The 20,694-nt window shown below is 68.2% G+C and carries 11 protein-coding genes and 1 pseudogene; 3 read left to right on the top strand and 9 right to left on the bottom strand.

The window, feature by feature from the left end; translation table 11 throughout:
• The first annotated feature begins 100 nt into the window (after positions 1 to 100).
• Positions 101 to 946: a hypothetical protein gene (locus ABT084_RS34360; protein ID WP_351052671.1), complete on the top strand. Its 846-nt coding sequence runs from the start codon at positions 101 to 103 to the stop codon at positions 944 to 946.
• A 278-nt stretch (positions 947 to 1,224) separates the two neighbouring features.
• Positions 1,225 to 1,449 carry a DUF4158 domain-containing protein gene (locus tag ABT084_RS34355; protein WP_351052668.1) on the top strand — a complete coding sequence of 75 codons (225 nt, stop codon included), beginning with the start codon at positions 1,225 to 1,227 and terminating at the stop codon, positions 1,447 to 1,449.
• A 236-nt stretch (positions 1,450 to 1,685) separates the two neighbouring features.
• Here ABT084_RS34355 and ABT084_RS34350 read toward each other — a convergent pair whose 3' ends face one another.
• The 4 genes and pseudogenes from ABT084_RS34350 to ABT084_RS34335 form a co-directional block, all read right to left on the bottom strand.
• The gene (locus ABT084_RS34350) at positions 1,686 to 2,747 is read right to left on the bottom strand and encodes an IS630 family transposase (protein WP_351052665.1); all 1,062 of its coding nucleotides are present in this window, start codon (positions 2,745 to 2,747) and stop codon (positions 1,686 to 1,688) included.
• Positions 2,748 to 3,023: 276 nt separating this feature from the next.
• A pseudogene (locus tag ABT084_RS34345) lies at positions 3,024 to 3,131 on the bottom strand (MarR family transcriptional regulator); the annotation flags it as partial.
• 187 nt (positions 3,132 to 3,318) lie between these two features.
• Entirely contained in the window at positions 3,319 to 3,861 is a 543-nt protein-coding gene (locus ABT084_RS34340; RefSeq protein WP_351052662.1) for a hypothetical protein, read from the bottom strand.
• A gap of 80 nt (positions 3,862 to 3,941) precedes the next feature.
• Positions 3,942 to 10,031 (bottom strand): RHS repeat domain-containing protein, encoded by a 6,090-nt coding sequence (locus ABT084_RS34335; RefSeq protein WP_351052659.1) that lies wholly within the window; start codon positions 10,029 to 10,031, stop codon positions 3,942 to 3,944.
• Between the two features lie 506 nt (positions 10,032 to 10,537).
• On the opposite strand from ABT084_RS34335, the gene ABT084_RS34330 reads away from it, so the two are divergent.
• On the top strand, positions 10,538 to 14,281 hold the full coding sequence (locus ABT084_RS34330; RefSeq protein ID WP_351052657.1) for an FG-GAP-like repeat-containing protein: 3,744 nt from the start codon (positions 10,538 to 10,540) through the stop codon (positions 14,279 to 14,281).
• 394 nt (positions 14,282 to 14,675) lie between these two features.
• On the opposite strand, the gene ABT084_RS34325 is transcribed toward ABT084_RS34330, so the two are convergent.
• The 5 genes from ABT084_RS34325 to ABT084_RS34305 all read right to left on the bottom strand — a co-directional run bounded on the left by ABT084_RS34325 (position 14,676) and on the right by ABT084_RS34305 (position 19,723).
• Positions 14,676 to 15,644, bottom strand: a complete 969-nt coding sequence (locus ABT084_RS34325; RefSeq protein ID WP_351052654.1) for an AAA family ATPase — start codon at positions 15,642 to 15,644, stop codon at positions 14,676 to 14,678.
• A 120-nt stretch (positions 15,645 to 15,764) separates the two neighbouring features.
• Positions 15,765 to 18,131, bottom strand: a complete 2,367-nt coding sequence (locus ABT084_RS34320) for a transposase (RefSeq protein WP_351052651.1) — start codon at positions 18,129 to 18,131, stop codon at positions 15,765 to 15,767.
• Between the two features lie 17 nt (positions 18,132 to 18,148).
• Positions 18,149 to 18,409: a hypothetical protein gene (locus ABT084_RS34315; protein WP_351052649.1), complete on the bottom strand. Its 261-nt coding sequence runs from the start codon at positions 18,407 to 18,409 to the stop codon at positions 18,149 to 18,151.
• A 34-nt stretch (positions 18,410 to 18,443) separates the two neighbouring features.
• Positions 18,444 to 18,905 (bottom strand): hypothetical protein, encoded by a 462-nt coding sequence (locus ABT084_RS34310; RefSeq protein ID WP_351052646.1) that lies wholly within the window; start codon positions 18,903 to 18,905, stop codon positions 18,444 to 18,446.
• Positions 18,906 to 19,030: 125 nt separating this feature from the next.
• On the bottom strand, positions 19,031 to 19,723 hold the full coding sequence (locus ABT084_RS34305; RefSeq protein ID WP_351052643.1) for a hypothetical protein: 693 nt from the start codon (positions 19,721 to 19,723) through the stop codon (positions 19,031 to 19,033).
• Positions 19,724 to 20,694 lie beyond the last annotated feature (971 nt).

Genomic DNA, 20,694 nt, shown 5'->3' with positions numbered 1-20,694 from the left:
GGGGGCAGGCTATGCAGCTCCCTGAAAGATCGTCAATGGAGAATGAAAGAGGCAAGTAGTGAGAAATAGGGTTGCTCGTGCTGCCAGCGCCATCCTCACCGTGGCACTGTCAGGAATGGCGGGGGCGGCCTGGGCCACGCCCACGGTGGACCCACCGCGGCCTCTGCCGAGCGGTGCGCAACTGTCGGTGCACCCTGGTGACCGGGTCGAGATCTCGACCGAGGCCCGCTCCTCCGCCGATACCAGGAACGGCGCCCGGGTGCTCTCCGGCGCCTTCAAGGAGGGCGGCATACTGCGGATGGACGACCGTCTTGTCGTGGCGGTCATGACCATCTCCTGCGCGGCTGCGCCCGGCTCCTACGAGGTGCGCTTGGCAGCACCCGCAGGCGAGGCGGCGGCAGCTTCTGATGTCGGCAGGCTCTGGGGGAACGTCCAGGTGGCGCAGGCCGACGAACCGACCCGGGCGGAGTGCGAGAGGCGGGTCGCGGCGTTACCGCCGCAGTCACAGGAGGAGAACTGGGGCGCTGATGCGCCCTGGCCACAGACGCCCTGGCACGTGACCTCCGTAAGGGCCGGCGGCGAGCTCACCGCCCACGACAACTCACAGCTAGCAGGCGAGGGGGACGTGAGACTGAGCTCCCCCGGATTCACCGGGACGGTGGTGATGCACGGTGACAAGGCGGTGACCGCCACTGCCAGGATCCGGTGCGACGCTCAGCCCGGGCTCTACGTCGTCCAGCGAGCAGAGGGCGGCAAGCCGGCGCAAGTCTGGGCCCGCTACCGGGTCACCCCACCTGATGCTGGGTGCCACGATCCGGCACCGCAGGCGCAGGTGCATCGGACGATGCCGTCGAACTCCCGGATTATTGGGGCGGCTTCGGCACTCGCCGTGGCGGGCGCCGGAATCTACGTCTGGCTGCGGATACACCGTAGGGCGACCCGCTGAGACGGACGGCGCCCCTCCGCTGACGAAGGCCCGACATCGGTCCGGCTCGGCCCGACTCAGGACGTGTGCTTCACGGGTGAACCGGAGTTCAACGTCGCACTTTTCGATACGACTGGAAACGTGCCAGGTACGTCCGGAACCTTTTCCCTCACTACCGGAAACGGGGTCCCGCCGGTAGTGTTCCAGGATTGAACGCTAAGGAACGATCATGATCTGAGGGGTCTTGGTTCGGTCACTGCGGGGACTGGCGGGGCTCCTGTTGCCTAGCGTCACCGCATGTGACTGTTGAGTACCTGTCAGAAGAGCAGATAGCCCGCTACGGGGGCTTCGTTGGAGAGCGGTCTGTCCAGGAGCTGGAGGAGTTCTTCCGGCTGGACGTGGCTGCGATGGAGCAGGCGGCGGCCAAGCGGCGCCCCCACAGCCGGCTGGGCGGTGCAGTGGGGCACGGTGCGGATGCTCGGCAACCTTCTTGCCGGCATCGGCTGATGTGCCGCCGGGGGTAGCCGCGTTCGATGCTGTCGGCGGTCAGTGAATGTGAGTAGTCGTCAGTCTTCTGGCCTGGGGTTGTGCAGTTTTGTTGAGCGGTCCATCGACTGTGCTGGCTCACTGATTCTGCGCAGTGTCCGGGCACACCAGTTGCTTGACCTGCGGAGTTCTGAGCGCGGAGCCCTGCTGTGCAGGTTGGTTGAGTGCTGCGCAGTTTCACTGATCCCCGGTATGTGGTGGCGGGGGTTATTGATCAGAAACTCAAGGGGTTCTCGTTGAGGGTGTAGCGGACGTGGGGGCCGTGGAAGTAGCCGCGGACGATATGGGGTTGGCGTTGGCGTCTGCGGAAGAAGCGGCGGGTCTCGGCTGCGAGTTCGGCCTGGTTCCGGGCCCGGTGGCCTTTGGGCAGACTGTGCTTGAGGTCGGCATTGACCAGTTCGTCGGGGTTGAGCTCTGGCGAGTACGGCGGCAGGAAGTGCAGCTCGATCTCCTCGGAGTGCGCGGCGAGCCAGGTCCGGACGGTCTTCGAGCGGTGGGCGGAGTGCCCGTCGACCACGAGGTGGATCTTGTGGCTGAAGTGCCCGACGAGCCGGTCCAGGAAGCGGCACATCACCGCGGCGTCGAAGGTGCCGGGGAAGACCATGAAGTGCATCCGGCCCTTGGTGCTGATCGCGGACATCGCGTTCACCGAGAACCGGTTGCCCGTGCGCCGCACGATCGGAGTGCGGCCCTTCTCGCCCCAGGTGCGGCCGGTGACCTGGTCGGAGCGGATGCCGACCTGGTCGGCGAAGAGGATCTCGCCGCCCTCGGCCTTCGCCTTCGTCCGGATGGCCGGCCAGGTCTCCTCATGCCAGCGCCGCACAGCTTCGGGGTCCTGTTCCACGGCCCGCTTGTCGGGCCGCTGGAAGGAGAGTCCCCACCTCTTCAGGTACTTGCCCACGCCGGGTTCGGTCAGCCGCACCCGGTAGAGCTTCGCGATCAGGTCGCCGACCAGGCGCCGGGTCCACAACTGGCCGACCAGGCCCACATCACACGGCCGGTGATCGAGCATCGCCTGCCGCACCGCGGCCTGCTCAGCCTCGCCCAGCACCTGATGCACGCCCACCGGACGGCCCTTCGGCCGGGCGAGCAGTGCGTCCCGGCCCCCGGCCCGCCACTTCATCCACCAGTTGTCCACGGCCTTCAGCGACACCCCGAACACCGCCGCGACGTCCTCACGGTCCCACCCCGCCACCAGAGCGGCCACCGCCCGCAACCGCAGAACCTCCTGCGCCGACGGCGACAGATGCCGCGCGTCCCCCACCAGATCACTCACACCCAGCTCAACGACCCAGAATCACAAGCGTTTCGGATCAATAGGGGGTGGGGTTGGTGTCGAGCCAGGTGACAAATCTACTGTTGATCACTGGGTGAGAGTCGTTCTGGTCTGCGGATTTAGTGATCGTTTCAGGATTTTCGGTTGTGGTGTGGCGCTGTTTTAGGCAGGGGTTTTCGGAGAGTGGGGAGGTTAAGGTGGGCGCTGGACTGCGAGTTCAGTGATCGTTTCGGAATGCGGTGATCGGTGCCGGATTTTGTATTCTCATTCATCATTCATCAGGGTGAAGGACACCAGGGAGAGCTCCCGGTGCATCCGCGCGGCCGCCGATCGCGCCCGGCTGGCGAACGAGGTCATGTGGACCGTCTCGACAGCCGTCTCGCGCCGCTCGCCGTCGGGGCGGGGGGAGAACCGTACCCGCTACCACGAGCGCTGGCTCTGCGACCTCTGGCTGCGGCCGGCCTCCGACGCCTCGACGCCTGATCCGGTGCCGCCACGGCGAGTGCCCCGGTCCGGAACCCGGTCCGGAACCCGGTCCGGAACCCGGTCCGGGGCACTGCGCTGCGTAGGCTCATGCGCTGGCGAAACCGGCCAGCACGATGCAGACGAGCATGCCGGCGGCGCAGCCGTCGGCCACCCACGAGCGGGTCCACTGCCTGACCGGGCGGGAGTCCCCACGCAGGTCCCGGGGCTCGGCCAGAGCGGCTTTGAGCTCGGCTACCGCCCTGTCTGTACTGCCGACGAAGTGGTCGATCAGGGAGCCGGCGAACCCAACGGGGCGGATGTCGACCGCATCCCTCGTCGTGACGACCAGGTTGCCGCGCGGGTCGCTGGTCACCTTGGCCACGTACCGGTACGGAACGTTGTAGGTGAACACCGGGTTCACGACGCTCAGCACGTGTTGGCCGAGGACGATCCGAGAACCGGTGATCCGACGGCAGAAGGCGATCACGCCCAGACATGCGGCCATGACCGCCAGAGCACCCTGCGGGGGCATTCCGCCCGTCATGCTCACTCCGAATCCGAGGGCCATGATGCCGAATCCGGTGGTGAAGAGTGCAGAAAGGACGATGAAGGATTTACGGCGCAGTACCTGCCGTCGTTTGGTTTTCACGGCCGTACTCCTTGCTGGATTGGATCGGTGGTGACACGTCTGGCACGGGTTGTGCCCCGTGCCAGACGTCGGTCATATTTCTAACACCCGCCCATGTAGGCGCCGAGGCTGGTGTTGCCCGATCCGCAGAACGCGGTGTTGAAACCGGCGTTGACGCCCATGTTGGCGGTGGTGTCACCCATGCGTACCCGGGTTGTCTGATACATGAGGGCGTGCCTCACGCTGTTGGCCGGCCGTACCATGCGCACGGAGAGTTCCCGGACGATGGCGGAGGTCCCGTAGGCCTCTGCCCAGGTACGAGCCCCGCCGAAGGCACGGCCGAACGCGGCCGCGGTTCCTCCCCCGGCCGCGACCCAGGCCAGGTCCTTGGCTCCGGCGACCAGGGTCTTTCCGGAGAATTTGCCGGTCGCATTGACCTCCTCGATCGTATCCCCCGCGAATTTGACCACCGCGATTCCGGCGCCCACCACCATGCAGGCCCCGACCGTGGCGATGAGGCAGGCGGCGAATCCGGCGACGGTCAGCACGTCCTTGATGTCACCCCAGTGGTCACCGACCCACTGTCCGAATGCCGAGTTCTTGGTCGAAGTCCACGCGTTCTTGAGACCGCCAGTGATGGTGTCCAGGACGCTCTTGTGGGACCTCGGCCTGGGTTCCTCCGACTGACCGCCTGAGTTCTTGGAGGAGGACGACGACGAGAACGACCCGTAGGAGCCGCTCGACTTGCAGTCGGGGTCGTGCCGGCAGGCGGACTGGTAGCGCTGCTTCTGTTCCACGTATTCCGGGTCAAGGGTGCCGCCCACGGAGTTCACGATGGTTTCGTACCGGTTGCCGTAGTCGTACGGGTCGTTGCCGCCGTGGCACCTGTACATGCCGCTCGCGCACTCTTCCAGTGCCTGGCCGCTCGGGTCCGCGTTGCCGACGGGGTTGTTGTTGCCGTACTGGTAGGCGTTGTGCTGACGCGGGTCGTCCATCAGGAACAGCGGGTCCACCGAGATGAATCGGCCGAGTGAAGGGTCGTACTCGCGGGCTCCGAGGTGGACGAGGCCGGAGGCCGCGTCGTTCGTGCCGCCCACGAATCCCTTGTCTCCGGACCAGTCGGCCGGCTTCGTGCCCCGGGCGCCGCCGAAGACGCCGGTCTTGCGCCGGGTGATGCTCTGCGCGGCATCCGCGCCGACCTGTGTGGTCGAGGTGTTGTGGTGGTCGTTGAGCAGGAAGGCGAGCTTGCCGCCGGTCCGCATGGCCACGGTTTCCGCGCCCGCCGTGTAGGAGCGGGTACCGGTGAGCTTGCCCGCGGAGAGGCGGAGTTCGTTGCCGGCCGGCATGTAGAGCGTGGTGCCGGTGGCGTCCTTTGCGAGCAGGCGGTCTCCTTCTGAGGTGTAGCGGTAGGAGGCGGTCTCGGTCCCGGCCGTGGTGACGGAGGCCAGGTGGCCTTCGTCGTCCCAGTTCAGGGTCTGCCCGGGGGCGGTTCCGATCGCGCGGGTCCTGGTGTTGCCCGCGGTGTCGTAGGTGAAGGTCTCGTCGTGCGCGGCGGTGCCGGTCTGGGTGACCTTGGGCAGGTCGTGCTTCCCGGACGTCGGGGCGGCGTAGGTGCGGAGCGTGTCGGCGGTCGGGCCGGAGGCCGTCTTGTGCTGTGTCTCGGTCTTGCGGGTGCCGACCGCGTCGTAGGTGTAGGTCGTCCAGTAGGCGTCCTGGCCGCCGACCACGGAGGCGGAGGGCGCCGATGCGCACTGCTCACCCGTGTTGGTCCAGGACTGGGTGATCCGGCCGAGGGTGTCGAGGCTGACGCACTGGGTGTCCGTGGTGCGCAGGGCGTCCTGGCCGAACGCGCTCGCGATGGAGGTGATGTTGCCGGAGAGGTCGTATCCGTACTTGGTGTCCTCGATCCGCTGCGGTGCGGCCTCGCGGTCGGCGTACGAGCGGCTCACCGCGCCGGTGTGTTCGTCGTACTCGGTGGTGGTCCACAGGTGTTGGCCGAAGTCGCCGAACTCCTGACGGGTGTCACGGCCGTAGTGGTCGTAGGTCGCGGCCGACAGGAGGACGTCGGTGCCGGCGCCGACGGTGTTGAGCAGGCCGGTGACGGGGGTGTAGGTGTTGGTGACCTTCTCGGCTGGCAGGTCACCGATCGCTGGCTGCTGGGTCCACATCGTCTGGCCGGTGTTGGGGTTGTAGCTGGTGGTCCACTTGTAGGTGCCCGCCAGCGCACCCGTGTCCGGGGTGGAGGGGATGGTGAGCTGGGTGACGACCGGCTGGTAGAGGCCGTTGTAGGTGGTGATGGCCGACTCGAACGCCTGGCCGTCCACGTACCGGGTGGCCTTGGCCGGGTAGCCCTTGGCGACGGTGTCGAAGGTCCAGGACGTCAGGAGGGTGCCCCCCTTCGAGACCGCGGTCTTGCGGCCCAGTTCGTCGTAGTCGGTGTGGAGGCTCACCCCACGGGCGTCGGTGACGTCCGTGGCCCGGTCACCCTGGTCGTAGACCGTGGTGCTGACGCCCTTGTCGGGGTCGTTCGTCCGGGTCTTGCGCCCGCGGAGGTCATAGGTGTACGCCCACTGCGCACCTGAGGAATCGGTCAGCTGGTCTAACTGTCCCAGCCGGTTGAAGCGGTAGTACGTGGACTGCGAGGCCGTGAGGGCGGCGTCCGTGTACTGCTTGAGTTCGACCGTACGACCGAGGGCGTCGACGACGGTGGTGGCGGCGGTGCCCCCCTGGGGAGGGACGACTGTGGTGGTGTCACCGGTGTAGCTGGTCGTCGTACGCTTGGTCTCGTCGCCGAACTTCTTGGAGATGACCGCGGTGGGCCGTCCGGCGCCGTCGAACTCCGTGTCCGTGGAGGACGGGTAGTTCAGCTGCTGACCGGTGACGAGGGTGGCGTCAGGAGCCCCTGTGGCGTAGTAGGTGCCGGAGTTGCGCCAGACCAGGCCTCGGGTGTCGTAGAACACCTCGCTGAGCAGCCGTCCGGACCGGTCGGGGGACTCCTGCTGGGTCTGGCGCTGGCGCAGCAGGCCGTCGCGGATCGAGTAACTCACGGAGTACTGACTGTCGTGGGTGAGGGTCTTGGTCGTGACGACGATGGGCCCGTCGTTGCGGATCAGGTACTCGAAGGACTGGTTCGGTGAGTCCGGGTAGGTGGTGGCGGAACGGGTCGGCAGCCAGACCTTGGTGAGCCGGCCGAGCGCGTCGTACTCGGTAGTGCTGACCTTGTTGTTGGCGTCGGTGACCTGCCGGGGCTGGGACCGGTAGGGATCCAGGGCCGTGGTGACCGTGTGGCTCTTGGCGTTGGTCACCGTGGTGGAGGTCGGTACCTCGCCGGCGGCCGGGGTGTACGTGGTCGTGGTGACCTTGCCGTACGCGTCGGCCTCCGAGAGCCGGCGGCCGTAGACGTCGTAGCAGAGCTGGTTCTTCGCGGCCCCGCAGGTGCTGGGGACCGTGGACTGGACGTCGTAGCCGTCGCCCTTGCCGTTGATCTTCTCCGTCCGGGTGACCAGACCGGGCCCGGGGAGCGTGCCGAGGGTGCCGTTGTCGTAGTAGGTGAGGGTGTCCGAGATGACATCGGCCGGGCGGTTGACCGTGCTGCCGCAGGGGACTGCCACGGTCTCGACGCGGCTGACCTTGTCGAGGATCCAGTTGCCGGTGTTACGGGCGTAGCTGGTGGTAGTGCACTTCTCGTCGCCGGTCTTGGCGGTGTCGCCGGTCTCCGAGACGGTGTCGATCATGCCGTAGGCGTCGTAGTGCTGGGTCTTCTCGGTGGTGCGGGTACCGGCCGTGATCGTGGTGCGGGTCGATTCCTTCTCGGTGCCGGTCTTGTACGCGACGAGGTCTGGCAGCCCCGGGCGGGTACGGGTTGCGACGGCGGCCGAACGCCAGGGGGTGACGGAGGTACCGGCCACGAGCTTGGTGGTGTCGTCGCCGTTGTAGGTGGCGGTTTCGCGGGGGCTGCCCGCGAACTGCTCCCGGTCGGTGACCACGGCACCCGCGGAGTCCTTGACATCCTGTCCGTCGAGGCCGCGGAAGTAACGGGTCTCGCTCAGTGTCCTGGGGTCACCGGCGGCGCCGGTGCGGGTCTGGACGAGGCCGTAGCCGCGGGACACCGAGTACACACGGTTCTCGGGCTTGCCGAACTCGCTGGTGTCCTTGGCCCAGGCCGCGCCGCCGAGGTAGGCGTACGAGGTCACCTTGTCGGGTGTGGAGGCCAGATTGTCGCCCTCGACCACCTGGGTGGCGACGTAGGAGTTGAACCAGTCGACCTTCGCGGTGTCGCCCTCCCACGCCCACTTGACCGGATAGCACCGGGTGGTGTTGGTCTGGTCCGGCTGCGGCAGGGTCGCGGTGGTGCAGTCGGGTTGCGAGTAGGTGACACCTATGGTGCCGCCAGTCTCGGTGGTCACCTGGTAGAGGCGCAGCCGGATGAAGGGGGCGAGTCCGTCACCGGTCTTGTCGACCCGGTTCGCCTTCTGTTCGCCCGCGAAGGTCACCGGCGGCATCGCAATGTCGGGGCCGTCGCCTGCCTTGCCCGTGTGCCGGATGGACTTGAGCCAGAGCGGGGTCGAGATGCCGTCGCCGGACGGTGGGAAATCCTGCTCCAGAGTCCAGGAGTCGACGTCCTTGTACGCGCCGCCGCTGAGGACCTTGGTGTTGATCCCGGTCAGCCGCATCCGGATCCAGAAGGTCGGGGAGAACTGCCCCTTGCACTCGGCCGAGCCGTCCTTGCAGAACTGGTCGAAGGGGACGTCGGGCCAGTTCTTGGCGTTGTTCTCGTCGAAGGTGCCGCAGTTGGTGAGGCAGCGCTCGGCGACGTCGAAGGTGACCTGGCCCATCGCCTTGGCGGTGTAGACCGTGTCGGAGCGCAGGCCGTAGTCGATGTGGTCGAGCCAGCCGCCGCGGACGTACGGGGTGACCGTGCCGTTGCCCGTGGTGGGTGAGACGTTGCGGCCGTAGTTGTTGGTCTCGGTCTTCCAGTAGTAGGCCATGGCGTCGCCGCTGGGGGCCACGACGTAGTCGAGCTGCCAGCGCCAGGCCTGCTGGCACCAGCCGTTGGCGAACGCGGCGTTATAGCAGGGCTCGCCCGCGTGGTTGCCGTAGACCGGCACGGTCCAGGCGGAGTTGGTCGTCGGATCGTCGGCGGCCGCGCCGTTGTCCTTCCAGCCGGGAAGCCGGTTCAGACCGAAGAAGTACTGGGTGCCGTCGGCCGTGGTGACCTTCCAGTGCTCACCGTCGTTGTCGCCGTTCACGGCGCCGGTGAGCTTCTCGACCTTCTCGTTCGCGTCGGAGGCGGGGTGCCAGCCCTTGCCGGCTTCGTAGACGAGCTCGGTCGATTTGCCGCCCAGCGACATCGTGGCGTTGTCGTTGAACCAGCACTGGTCGCCGACCTTGGTGGTGTTCGTGCCACCGGTCTTGTCGTCCTCGCAGGACTTGTACCTGCGTTCGATGAAGCCCGGCTCGTACGACCAGCCGTCCCCGATCCACGAGGCCTGACTGTTCGACGCGGCCATACGGCCGTCCACCGACTGCGAGCTGTAGCCCAGGGAGACCTTCGGATCCACGCTCGCGGGCACGTCGGGTACTTCGATCGGATAGGACCAGTTGAAGCCGCCCGTCGAGGTGCCCGAGGTCCAGGCGCCGGAGGGCTGGAGAGAGGTCGCTTTGTAGTCGCCGGTCGGACCCGCGCTGCCCGCCGTAGCCGCGAGGACCATCGCCCCCGGGGCGGCGGCCGACGCGGACCGGGCCGACTTGGCCGTGGCCGGCGTTGCGCCAGGAGCGCTGACCTGGGTGGTCAGCTTGCCGGTCGCGGTGTCATTCCTGGTCTGCAGCGGCTTCTGGATCCGGCACGCGGCGAGCTCGGGAGTGGTCAGCGCACAGGCCGGCAGCTCCACGAGGCGCAGGCGGGCCGCGTAGTCACCGCCGAAGGCCTGGCGGAAGGAGTCGTAGTCCACCTCGATCTTGGCCGGGACGGAGTTCGCGACGCCGTCGGAGCGCCCCACCGACAGCAGGACACCGTTCACGCCCGCCTTGCGGGCGGCCTTCTGGTCCGCGACGTCGACCTTGACCCGGCCGGGATTGGTGACACCTGCTGCCGGACTGCTCTTCAGCAGGACGGACTTGCCCGGCCCGGTCTCGGCCGGGGAGACGGTCACGGGCAGCTTGCCCGCGCGTCCGCCCGTGGCGAGGGACACTTCGGCCGAGCCTGCCGAGGGCCAGCCGGCCTTCGGTTTCTGTTTCTTGCCTGCGCCGTCGGCCGCCGCGTCCGGGCGTTTTTCGCCACCCGCGGAGACCTTTGCCACGGGAACCGCTTTCGGCTGCTTCAGCCCGGGCAGCGAAGGGCCGTTCTTGGCCCCCTCCGCTACCGCCACCCCTGGCAGCACCCCAGCGAGGATTGCGGCAGTCACCACTGCCGAAAGCCCCCTCATACGCATTCGTCGTCCCACGTTCCACCCCATGGTAAATGGTCAAAATCGCCGAATACTAGGTTCGAACTGACGTGTGGAGCACTGGACTTTAAGGAGATTTTAGGTTGCGTCTGACCTGTGGATTCTCTTTAGGGGTGGCGCTTCATTGAAGGCATCCGGCAGGTAAAGTGGCGCCGCCAGTTTGGAATTTCGAGGGGTGGGGCGAGTTGAAGAGGCTGTGGCGCAGACGGGTCATTCCCGTGTTGCTAGTGGGTGGAATTACAGCATCCGGTTTGATTTCGCTGCCGGTGCAGGCGGCGGCCGTGGCATCGGCGGACCCGGTGGCCGACGGTTCGATGAGCGAAGAAGACTTCGCTTTACAGAAGGCGAAGGAGACTGGCCTGCCGTACGAACTGGTCTCCGCGCGGACGGAGTCCTCGGACACGTGGGCGACGCCGGCCGGGAAGTGGTCGGTGAAGCGGTACGGCACCCCGGTCCGGGTGCTGCGTGGTGGTGTGTGGGCGCCCACGGATCCGACGCTGGTGTTCGCGGCCGACGGGACGGTCGTCTCGAAGGCGGCGGTCGTGTCGGTAGCGTTCTCCGGGGGCGGTACGGGGCCGCTGCTGACGGGTGTGAAGGACGGGCGGACACTGTCGCTTTCGTGGCCCAAGGCGCTGCCGAAGCCCTCGCTCTCGGGCAATGTAGCGACATACGCGAACGTGCTGGCAGACGTGGACCTTCAGGTGAAGGCCGAGGTCGAGGGCTTCTCGCAGCTGCTGGTCGTCAAGACCGCGTCCGCGGCGAACAATCCCGAGCTGGCGTCGCTGAAGTTCAAGGTCGACACGGTGGGGTTGAACGTTGCCACCGACGCGGCGACCGGTTCCATCACGACTACGGACCCGGCCGGGCAGACTGTCTTCACGAGCCCGTCCCCGCTGATGTGGGACTCCACCACCGCGACGAGCGCCCCGTCGGCCTCGCCGGCGACGAAGGTGCCGGCCGCCCCGGCTGCTGCCGCAGCAGCGGAGACGCCCGCGCCCGGGGACGTGTTCACCCCGCCGGCCGGCGCGAAGGACGCGCAGATGCCGACGACTGTGGCGAACGGCACGCTGGAGATCAAGCCCGATCAGGCACTGCTGACCGGCGCGCAGACCAAGTACCCCGTCTTCATCGACCCTTCGTGGGCGTGGGGTGAGCGGCAGAACTGGACGCGGGTGTACGCGAAGTACAAGACCAACTCGTACTGGAACACGAAGGACGACGTCCGAGTCGGGTACGAGAACGAGACCGACGGGCTTTCCCGGTCCTTCTTCCAGATCGACACGTCCAACATCAAGGGCGCGCAGGTCAACAAGTCGACGCTGCGGATCCGCAACACCTGGTCCTGGTCCTGCCAGGCACGCCCGGTCGAGCTGTGGACGCTCAACGGGGGCATCTCCTCCAAGACGAGCTGGAACAACCAGCCGTCGAGGAACACCAAACTGGCGACCGTGAACGACGCCAAGGGCTGGAGCGGCAGCGACTGCGCTGCCGGCAACCTCGAGTTCGACGCGACGTCGCTGGCCAGGCAGTCCGCCGCTGGAAACTGGGGCAGCGTCACCGTCGGCCTCTACGCAGGCAATGAGTCGGACACCTTCGGCTGGAAGCGCTTCGACCCGAAGACGCTGACTCTGGAGACCGAGTACAACCATCCGCCCAGCACGCCCTCGAACCCGGGCACGGACCCGTACACCTCCTGCACCGACGGCGGGCTCATCGGCAACGCAGCCATCGGCGTCTACGCGACGATCGATGACCCCGACGGAGGTAACCTGGCCGCCGAGTTCCAGATATTCAAGGCCGGCCAGAGCACCCCGGCCGCCACCCAGTCGATCCCCGCCGGCCGGGGACGGGTCGCGACGTGGACCGTGCCGAATGCCAGCCTGCCCAACGGAAGTTACACCTGGCAGGTCCGTGCGAAGGATCAGGACGGCCTGACATCCGGCTGGTCGGCGACCTGCAAGTTCTCCGTGGATCGCACACGGCCCAGCAAGCCGCCGGTGATCAGCTCACCGCAGTTCCCGAGCGGCGAGGCCGGCTGGCCCGCGAACACCGGCAAGGCCCGTACCCCGGGCAGCTTCACCTTCGGCGCCAATGGCGTGACGGACGTGAAGGACATCTGGTACTACACCGACTCCGAGCCCCGGATGAAGCGGATCGAACCGGGGGCGACGGTGCCCATCGCCCCGCCCGGGTACGGCCCGCACACGGTCTGGGCGTACAGCGTTGACCTGGCGGGCAACCGCTCCGACACCGAGGCGTACCGCTACTACGCGACCCGTTCGACGGAGCGCGACGGCCCGGGTGACCTCAACGGCGACGGCAACCGGGACATCTGGAGTGTCGATACCAAGGGCCAGCTCTTCACCTACGCCGGCCAGGGCGCGAGTAAGTTCTCCGCGGGCACCAGTGGCGGTATGACCTTCGACGGCGCGCAGACCGATGCGCGCGGTGACTGGGGCACGGACGGGTACAACGATCTCGTCTCCCTCCAGTACATCGCCACCGAGAAGAAGAAGATGCTGTGGACCTACCCGAACAACGGGCAGGGCGTCATCGTCAACCGGCCGACCGCGCTGTCCGTTTCCTGCCCGGTCAAGGACCCCACCCTCGGCTGCGACTTCGGAGACGACTGGAACGGCGACGACCACTGGTACAACGCCGAGCAGATGGTCACCCCGGGTGACATCAACGGCGACGGCGTCCCGGACCTGCTGGTCAAGCAGGGCAAGCAGCTGTGGGCCTACTACGGTAACCGGGCCGCGAAGAGCCTCGACAACGGCGGTGGGCCGGTCCTCGTCGGCAACGGCGACTGGGACAAGTTCACGGTCATCGCTCCCGGTGACGTCAACGGTGACGGTCTCGCCGACCTGTGGCTCCGCGACAACGCCACTGGTGACATCTTCCGGACCTACGGCAGCAAGGGCGTCAACGGCCTTCTCGACCCCACCACCTGGGGCAACCCTGCCAGCCGCGTGAAGATCGGCGGAGGCCTGCCGCAGTCGGCCTACCCGACGCTCGGCTCGGTCGGCGACGTCACCGGCGACAACCTGCCAGACCTGTGGGCCCGCAAGACCGACAACAAGGTCATTTACTGGCCGGCCAAGGCGCCCGATGCCAGCGGGCAGTCCTTCGGCACCGAGGTCGTCATCGACAGCCAGCAGGCGCATGTGCCCGTGGCCGGCACCGAGGTGGGCAACGCCGGGGACCGCACTCGCTGGGCGGACTGGGACGGCGACGGCAAGCTCGACTACCTCAACGTCGCCGACAACGGTGCGGTGAGCGTCTACCTGAACCGCGGCGGCGACACCGGGGGAGGCTGGCAGGTGCTCGGACAGATCGCCACAGGGCTGACCACCGACCGCACCAAGGTGCGGTTCGCCGACTGGGACGGCGACGGCAAGGCCGACTACATCCTGGTCAACGACAACGGTGCGGTGAGCGTCTTCCTGAACCGTGGTGGAGACGGCCATGGCGGCTGGGCGGACGCGGGCCAGGTGGCCAAGGGCATGACGACGGACCGCACCAAGGTGCGGTTCGCCGACTGGGACGGCGACGGCAAGGCCGACTACCTGGTGATCAACGACAACGGCGTGGTGGAGGCCTACCTCAACCGTGGCGGTGACTCCGGGGGCGGCTGGGACTTCCGTGGCGTGGTCGCCACGGGCCTGACGACCGACCGTTCTCGGGTCCGGTTCGCCGACTTCGACGGCGACGGCAAGGCCGACTACCACCTGATCAGGGACAACGGTTCGGTGACGGTCTCCCTGAACCGCGGTGGAGACGGCCGTGGCGGCTGGGAAGCCACGGGCCAGGTCGCCACTGGCCTCACCACCGACCAGAACCGGGTCCAGTTCGGCGCGTTCACGGGCGATGCCAACGCCGACTACATCCTGGGCGGCCCGAACGGCAGCGCCACCGTCTACGCCTGGAACGGCGGGGACAGCGCGAGCGGCTCGGGTTGGATCGACCTGGGGAAGGTCGCTGGGGGTGTCTGACCGGGTCGACCAGGTCGGGTGACCCGGTCGACCCCGCAACGCACGCAGAGCAGTGAGCAGAGGCGGCGGCCCCGGCGCTCCACAGAGCCGGGGCCGCACGGCTGCGGTTCACCGCAGCCGCGCCGATTCCATCCTCTGCCTGCGTGGGCTGTCCCGGCTGGGGGAGAACGAAGACTCCGTCCCCCGGTCACCCGCTCTCGTTTGCTTGCCGACGGGGTTGTGTCGCGGGTGTGTTCGTTTCAGGTGCTGAGCAGGGTGGTGGCGGTGTCGATTTCTTTCATGGTGATGTTCTCGCTGCCGGTGCGGATCGCGATGAGGGCGGCGGTGGAGATGGTGTGGGCGAGGGCGTTGAAGTAGCCGCCGGTACGCCGGTGCAGTTCGACGGCGTGTTGGCTCAGAGCGTGTTCCTCGAGCTGGTGCAGGCGCAGGTCGGCTTCGAAGCCTGCCAGTACTTTCCGGAAGGTTTCGGGGTCCTTGGTGTCCAGGGGAGGGGGTGTAGCCAGGTGACGGGCAGCAGTGCGGTGGGCGAGGGTGAGTCGGTGGGGGTGGTGGAGCGGCCGGCTTGTTGGAGCCGCAGACGGTTCTCCTCGCTGACGAGGGCCGCGTCCTGGGCCTGGATGCGGGCCTGGTGGATGAGGTGGCTGGCGCCGGTGCCGCAGAAGAGGAGCGAGATGCCGAGTTTGTCGCGTAGGTAGTCGAAGTAGGGGAGTACGTCTGCCAGTTGCGCGGGGGAGGCGCGGTTGATGTCGTCGATGAGTAGCAGGCGGGTCTGTGTCGTCTCCAGGATGTAGTTGACCGGCAGGGTCAGGTCGGGGTGCCGGCGCATCTCCAGGACTTCGGCGATGTTCCTCGGTTCGGGGTTGAGGCCCAGGTAGGAGGCGATTTCCCAGATCCAGTTCGTCTTGGATTCGGGGTCGGCGGGGGTGGTGATGTGTACGACGGGGATGTGGTTGGGCTGCCTGCCCCTTGTGGCGGCTTCGATCTCTTTCTGGGCGGCGCGTCCCACCGCCCGCAGCAGGCAGGTCTTGCCGGTGCCCGCGGGTCCGTCGATGACCTGGTCCATCAGGCCTTCGCGGCGCCCGCTGTTGAGGTGGACTGCCTCGACGACCATGTTCTGCATGTGGGTCATCGCGTCGGTGGGCACCATCCGCAGATGCCGGTGGTAGGCGAGGGCCGTCTGGTCTTTCTTCCGGTCCGCGGCGGGAGGGCTGCCCGCCGTCAGCTCGGGCGGCTTGACTTCCTCGTCGACGAAGTGGTTCCAGCTGGTGAGCTGGAACGGTGGCAGCGGCCGCATCGGGGTGTTCTTCATCTGCTGGCGCAGGCGGGCCTCGCGCTGATCGCGCAGCTGGACGGATGCCTTCATCGTTGTTCTCTCTCGTCAGGGTCCTGCCGCACGTTGTGCGTCCGTGCAGGCTCTGGCCCGGACGTACGGACCGGCCCGGGCCGGTCGGCGGCCTTGTCGTTCACCCTGGGCTGCCGCTTGCTACGCATCCCATGCGTTGCCTGCGTCCTCCAGGCCGTCCACGCCGTCGGGATCCAGGCCGTCGCAGAGTTCGGCCTCGATGACCTCCTCATCAGTTTCCGGTGTTCCGGCCGCGGAGATTTCCGGCTCCCTGTCATCGCCGCCTGCGGGGAAGAGCGCTGTGAGCGGGTGCGGCGCATTCCTGTCCTGCGGCCGCCCGTCCGCGTTGTCAGTGCCCGCGGGCAGCGAGGGCCACAGGGGTGTGGGTGCCGTCGCCAGGGGGGAGATGGGCAGTGCCGGGTAGGGCTGCAGGGTCGACAGGTCGAACTCCTGGAGGCCTGCGTAAGGATCTTCGATCGGCTGTTCAGTATCCAGCTCCACGCCCTGGAAGGGTGGTTCGGCTCCGGTGCGTTTCGGCGGTGGCCTGCGGCTGCGTCGGCACCGGTCGCGCTGTGCCAAGGCCAGGGCGATGGCCTCCTCGTCCCGTTCGCTGCCGCCGGCCGCGCGGTGCTGCTCGGCGTATTCCTGCCACATGTCCGCGGTCCACGGGTCGCCCAGCGGGTGCCGCAGCCGGAAATCGCAGGTCACCCAGGTGCCCGATGTGTGGTCGTACAGCCATACCCGCTCGGGGCGGTAGGGATTGAAGCGGCATTCCCACCGGTCCCTGCGGCCGGGCAGCTTGGAGCCGCCGCGCAGGAGGATCTCGCGGTAGTGCCCGGCGTCCTGTGCGACGGGCTGATAGGTCCGGTAGTTGATCATGAATCCGCTCTTGCCGGGAGTGACCCACCGGGGCGGCAGGAAGAAGCGGTTCTGGGCGGCCGTGAGCGGCACCGGCCGGTAGCCGCTGCGGGCCACCTGCACGGCGTACATGTCGTTGGGGGACAGAACGATGCCGGGCCGCATCGGGTCGCGCAGTCCCGCATCGGGGGTCTGCTGGTACTCCAACGCGACCCATTCCTGTGCCATCTGCTGGAGCTCGGGAAGCGTGTACAGCGGCATCCGCTCGATACCGCGACCACGTTTCTGGTGGCTGCGCCCCTGCCAGCCGTGCTGGATGTGCTGGCTGAATCGGTGCGCGAGGGTGATGAAGAAGTGCTCGGCGAGCGGCTTGTCGGACGGGGTCCTTTTGCGCGCGGGGCGCCGTGCGATACGCAGCCGGTCGCAGACCTCGGTGAAGTGCTCGCTCACGTAAGGGCTGCCCTGGTCGTAGACGATCAGCTCGGGACGGATGACCGGGCGGGCGGCCGTGGCGTTCGTGAACCGCTCGTCCGCTGCCCGCAGCGCTCCGAACGGCAGGCGGGAGGCGGCAGCCGCGGACAGGGGGTCCCAGCCGGGCATCACCGGCCAGGGCGCGAAGGCCTGTGCCAGCATCAAGGTCAGATCGATCGCCCGGGTCGCCTGGCCGGGGCGTCCGCTCACGGCGTCTTGGGGACGGCTGGGGGTGATCATCAGTGCGCACACACTGTGGCTGGCGACGTCGATGAGCGCGGTCATCTCGGTGGCGGTGGGCCGGCCGTCGTCGCCGCAGGCGAGGACCCGCAGGGGCGTGGTGTCGGCCTGGGTGACCTGGCCCGGCCGCAGGATGATCCCTCGCTCGCCGTGGGGAAGGGACGGGGCGCTGGCCCAGGCGGCACGGGATCGTGTCGGCTGGGTCAGCACGTCGACCAGGCCGGACTCCTTCATGCGCAGGTAGAAGACGGAGCGGGAGGGCAGCAGGGCCGCCGCGGCAGCCGGATCGCTGTCGAACTCGTCGCCGTACCGCGAGCGCAGGAGGTCTTCCACCTCCTCGCGGATCAGATCGATGGTCACGTCCGAGGCGCGTGCGCGCCGCGTCACCACCTCCTGCATGGCCGTCAGGCACCGCGGATCGGTGAAGCCCCCCGGACGTTTGTCCCGAGGCCTGGGCAGCAGGACGGCCGGGTTCTCCCTGGCCGCTTTCCACTTGCGCCGCTTGTCGGCCAGAGTGTGGGCGGAGCAGCGGATGCCGTCGGCGGCCAGGCGCGCCGACATCGCGGCACACCGCTGGGCCAGCGTCGTCTCCGGCCCGAACCCCTGGTCATGCTCGCTTCGGCCCGGTGCCAGACCGGTGTCGATCTCCACCATGCGCGCCTGCCACAGAGCCTCCTCCTTCCGCCATTCCTGCCCCTCCCTCCCGTGCGGGGCTGCGCCGTCCAGGGCCGGAACAGGGCCGGCGGGGAGGACGGCGAAACCCTCCCCGCCCACCAGCCACCGGTAGGACACCGCCTGCGGCGCCACGCCGCCGTCTTGCGGCACCAGCGTGACCTGTGGCCCCTGCCACGCCACCACCTCCCACTCGCGGTCCTGCCAGCGCACCCGCGCTCCGATCGACAGCGACCCCGAAGACCGGCTTCCACGTGTTCCCGTCACGCGCCCCTCTCTTTCCTTCAGGCAGTCCAGGCCACGGCGTCGGGCAGCAGCGGCTGGCAGTCGTCGAACAGCAGCCGCCGCTGCCAGAGCATCCGGTAGGCGAGGTCCAGCCCCGTCAGCTCGTCCAGTCCGCTCGCCGCCACCCCCGCCCGCAGGCCCGTCGGCTCCCGGAACGCCTCCAGCAGCGCCCACACCTGGCCGTCCTCGGCGCCCGGGGGAAGCCGGTAGCCGGACAGCCACGCCAGGTTGCGCTCGCGCAGGCCCGACGGTTCATCCACCTGCCGCACCCGCCACCCGGCCCGTGCCACCGCCTCAAGGACCGGAAGTCTCGCGGCGGGCAGGCTCTCCCTCGCCGGGCGGTTTCAGCACCAGTACCTCACGCGCGCCGCTGGCCGTGCGTGCCACGAAGTCGGGGCGCCAGCGGCGAAGGCGGCCTCCCGCCCGCCACCGCAGTTCCACCGGGTTGGCACTGAACGCCACCCAGGCCGGCTCGAAGTCCAGCTCCAGTGTCAGGCGCCACTGCCGCAGACTGGAGCACATTACCGTCTGCTCCCGGGTCGCCACCGGCCAGTAGGTGATGATGCCTTTGCGGCCCCGGTAGGGCACCGGCTCGTTCACCGGCCCGAACTCTTCCAGCGCCACTCCCCGGAGCTCGTCTGCGCCGCACGAGCGCACCCGCCCGTACGGTTCGCGGTACCAGGCCACGACATCCCGCTCCAGGCTCCGGACCGTCTCGCTCTCCGGCAGGCCGCCGGGACTCTCCACCACGCTCATGCCGCCCGCTTCCCGCAGAAGTGTCGCGCCGCTGCGCACACCAGACCGTCGGGGAACGCCACTGCCTGTTCCCGTATCCTCCGCGGCATCGCCGCCCGCAGAGGACGCCGTCGCGCCGACGGGTTTCACATCTCGCATGCCGGCTGTCCCAGTTGCCAGGGCAGGCACGATGCCGCCTCCAGGACCCCGGTGGATTGTGCCGCTCGTGTGTGTCCGGCTGTCAGCCGCAGGACCGGCACCTGCCGCGGGTCTCCAGCGGCCGGTCCGCCGGCACGACCAGGTCGCACCGGCGGTGCCGTATCTACGGCAAGCCCGCCGGCGGTGTCCGGCGCCCAGGCGGTAGGGGTGCTGTGTCGTTGCAGCCAGTCCATCAGCGCCAGCCGGCCGACCGAGAAGTCGACGCCCCACCGGTCCATCTCGTCCCGCATTCCTTCGAGCCATCGCGTACGGGCCTGCCCGTCCCGGCGGTCCGTGTATTCGAAAGCAGCCAGCTGTTCCGCCACGGCCGCGGCCTCCGGCATCAGCACGAGCGGCGCCGTAGACACCGCCCGCGCCGTGAGGTCCGCCTCCCCCGCCCGCCGTATCCACCGCGGAGTGCCGGGAAGGTGTGTCCACCAGTGCACCGTGATCTGGAAGGCATCGGCGAACAATTCCCGGCCCGCCGGCCCGTACCGACGCTGGAGGGCTTCCCGCTCGTGGTGCGCCCGGGCCGTCTCCGGCAGCAGTTTCAGCGACAGCCCGCGCTCGCCCCCGGTGCTGTCGCTGTCGGTGAACCGCCCATGTTCCCCGCACACCCGCCAGCGGTCCGCACTGAGCATCCACACCCTCTCCCGCGCCCCGCGGTCGCCGGCACACGCCCCGCACAGCGGCACCAGGTGACCCTCGCGCACCAGCCACGGCCACCGGCTTCTCGCTGAGCGGCCTCGCGCTGGTCGACGCGGTTTGTGATGGGCATTTTGGCCTGTCTCCTCCTGGGTGGGCCGGTCGATTTTGAGGAGGCGGGGACGGTTGACCCGTACGTGGAAGGTGATGGGACGTGAGGGCGATGGATGGCCTGGGCACCCGGTCATATCGGCCCCATGAAGAGCCACCAAGGGACTACCCATTGGTGCGGGGCGCAGATGCGCCGATCCACACGATGCGGTGAAATACGTCCAACTACCGTGCACTACTGGGCCGTGTCCCCATTCGCCGCACACGGGGGACCCGGCCGCTGCACTCGGAGCGCTGCAACGGATCCGTTCCCATATCTATCCTGGCTCTATAATGAATCAGGTGGGGTAGAGCGAAGCCCGGGCCAGCTGGACGGCCTCTCGGGCCTGGAAGAGTCATGGACTGTAGCGGGATCCCAGAAACCAACCACGAGCCCTACCGGGGGGACGCACCTGAGTGGGGGATTCAAGGTCCCTGCTCTCGGCTGGCCCCCGCTGGCCGTCAGCCGAGAGAGGCCGCGGCCTTCCCGCTGCTGTCAGTAGGGGACCGCGAAGCGGGCCCCTACGGTCCTGAAGGCGAAGCCGGAAGGACCAGGGTGGGAGCGAAGCGAACACCCCAACAAGCTGAAGGTCTACACCCCGTGAAACGGGGTCAGCTCCCGCGCGAAGCAAGGGAGTTCTCTGGGCCCGCGCAGCGGGCCGGTCCGGATGGAGCGCAGCGGAATCCGGACAGTCCGAAGCGAAGCGCAGGACCCCGGCCCAAAGGGCCGGCTTCGCTCCGCGAAGCGGAGCGGTTCTCTCCTGAGGCGCCGCCTACGCCACCACCGCCGAGATGCTGATCGCCGCCCGCGCCCAGA

Source organism: Streptomyces sp. NPDC002138, from assembly GCF_040296485.1.
Taxonomy (GTDB): Bacteria; Actinomycetota; Actinomycetes; order Streptomycetales; family Streptomycetaceae; genus Streptomyces.
Note: the sequence above shows the minus strand (reverse complement) of the source record. Positions and strands in the feature narration are given on the sequence as shown.

Excerpts from the sequence above, each read along its gene's own strand:
- ABT084_RS34325 (WP_351052654.1), bottom strand. The coding sequence starts at position 15,644 with ATGAAGGCATCCGTCCAGCTGCGCGATCAGCGCGAGGCCCGCCTGCGC.
- ABT084_RS34310 (WP_351052646.1), bottom strand. The coding sequence starts at position 18,905 with ATGAGCGTGGTGGAGAGTCCCGGCGGCCTGCCGGAGAGCGAGACGGTC.
- ABT084_RS34305 (WP_351052643.1), bottom strand. The coding sequence starts at position 19,723 with ATGCTCAGTGCGGACCGCTGGCGGGTGTGCGGGGAACATGGGCGGTTC.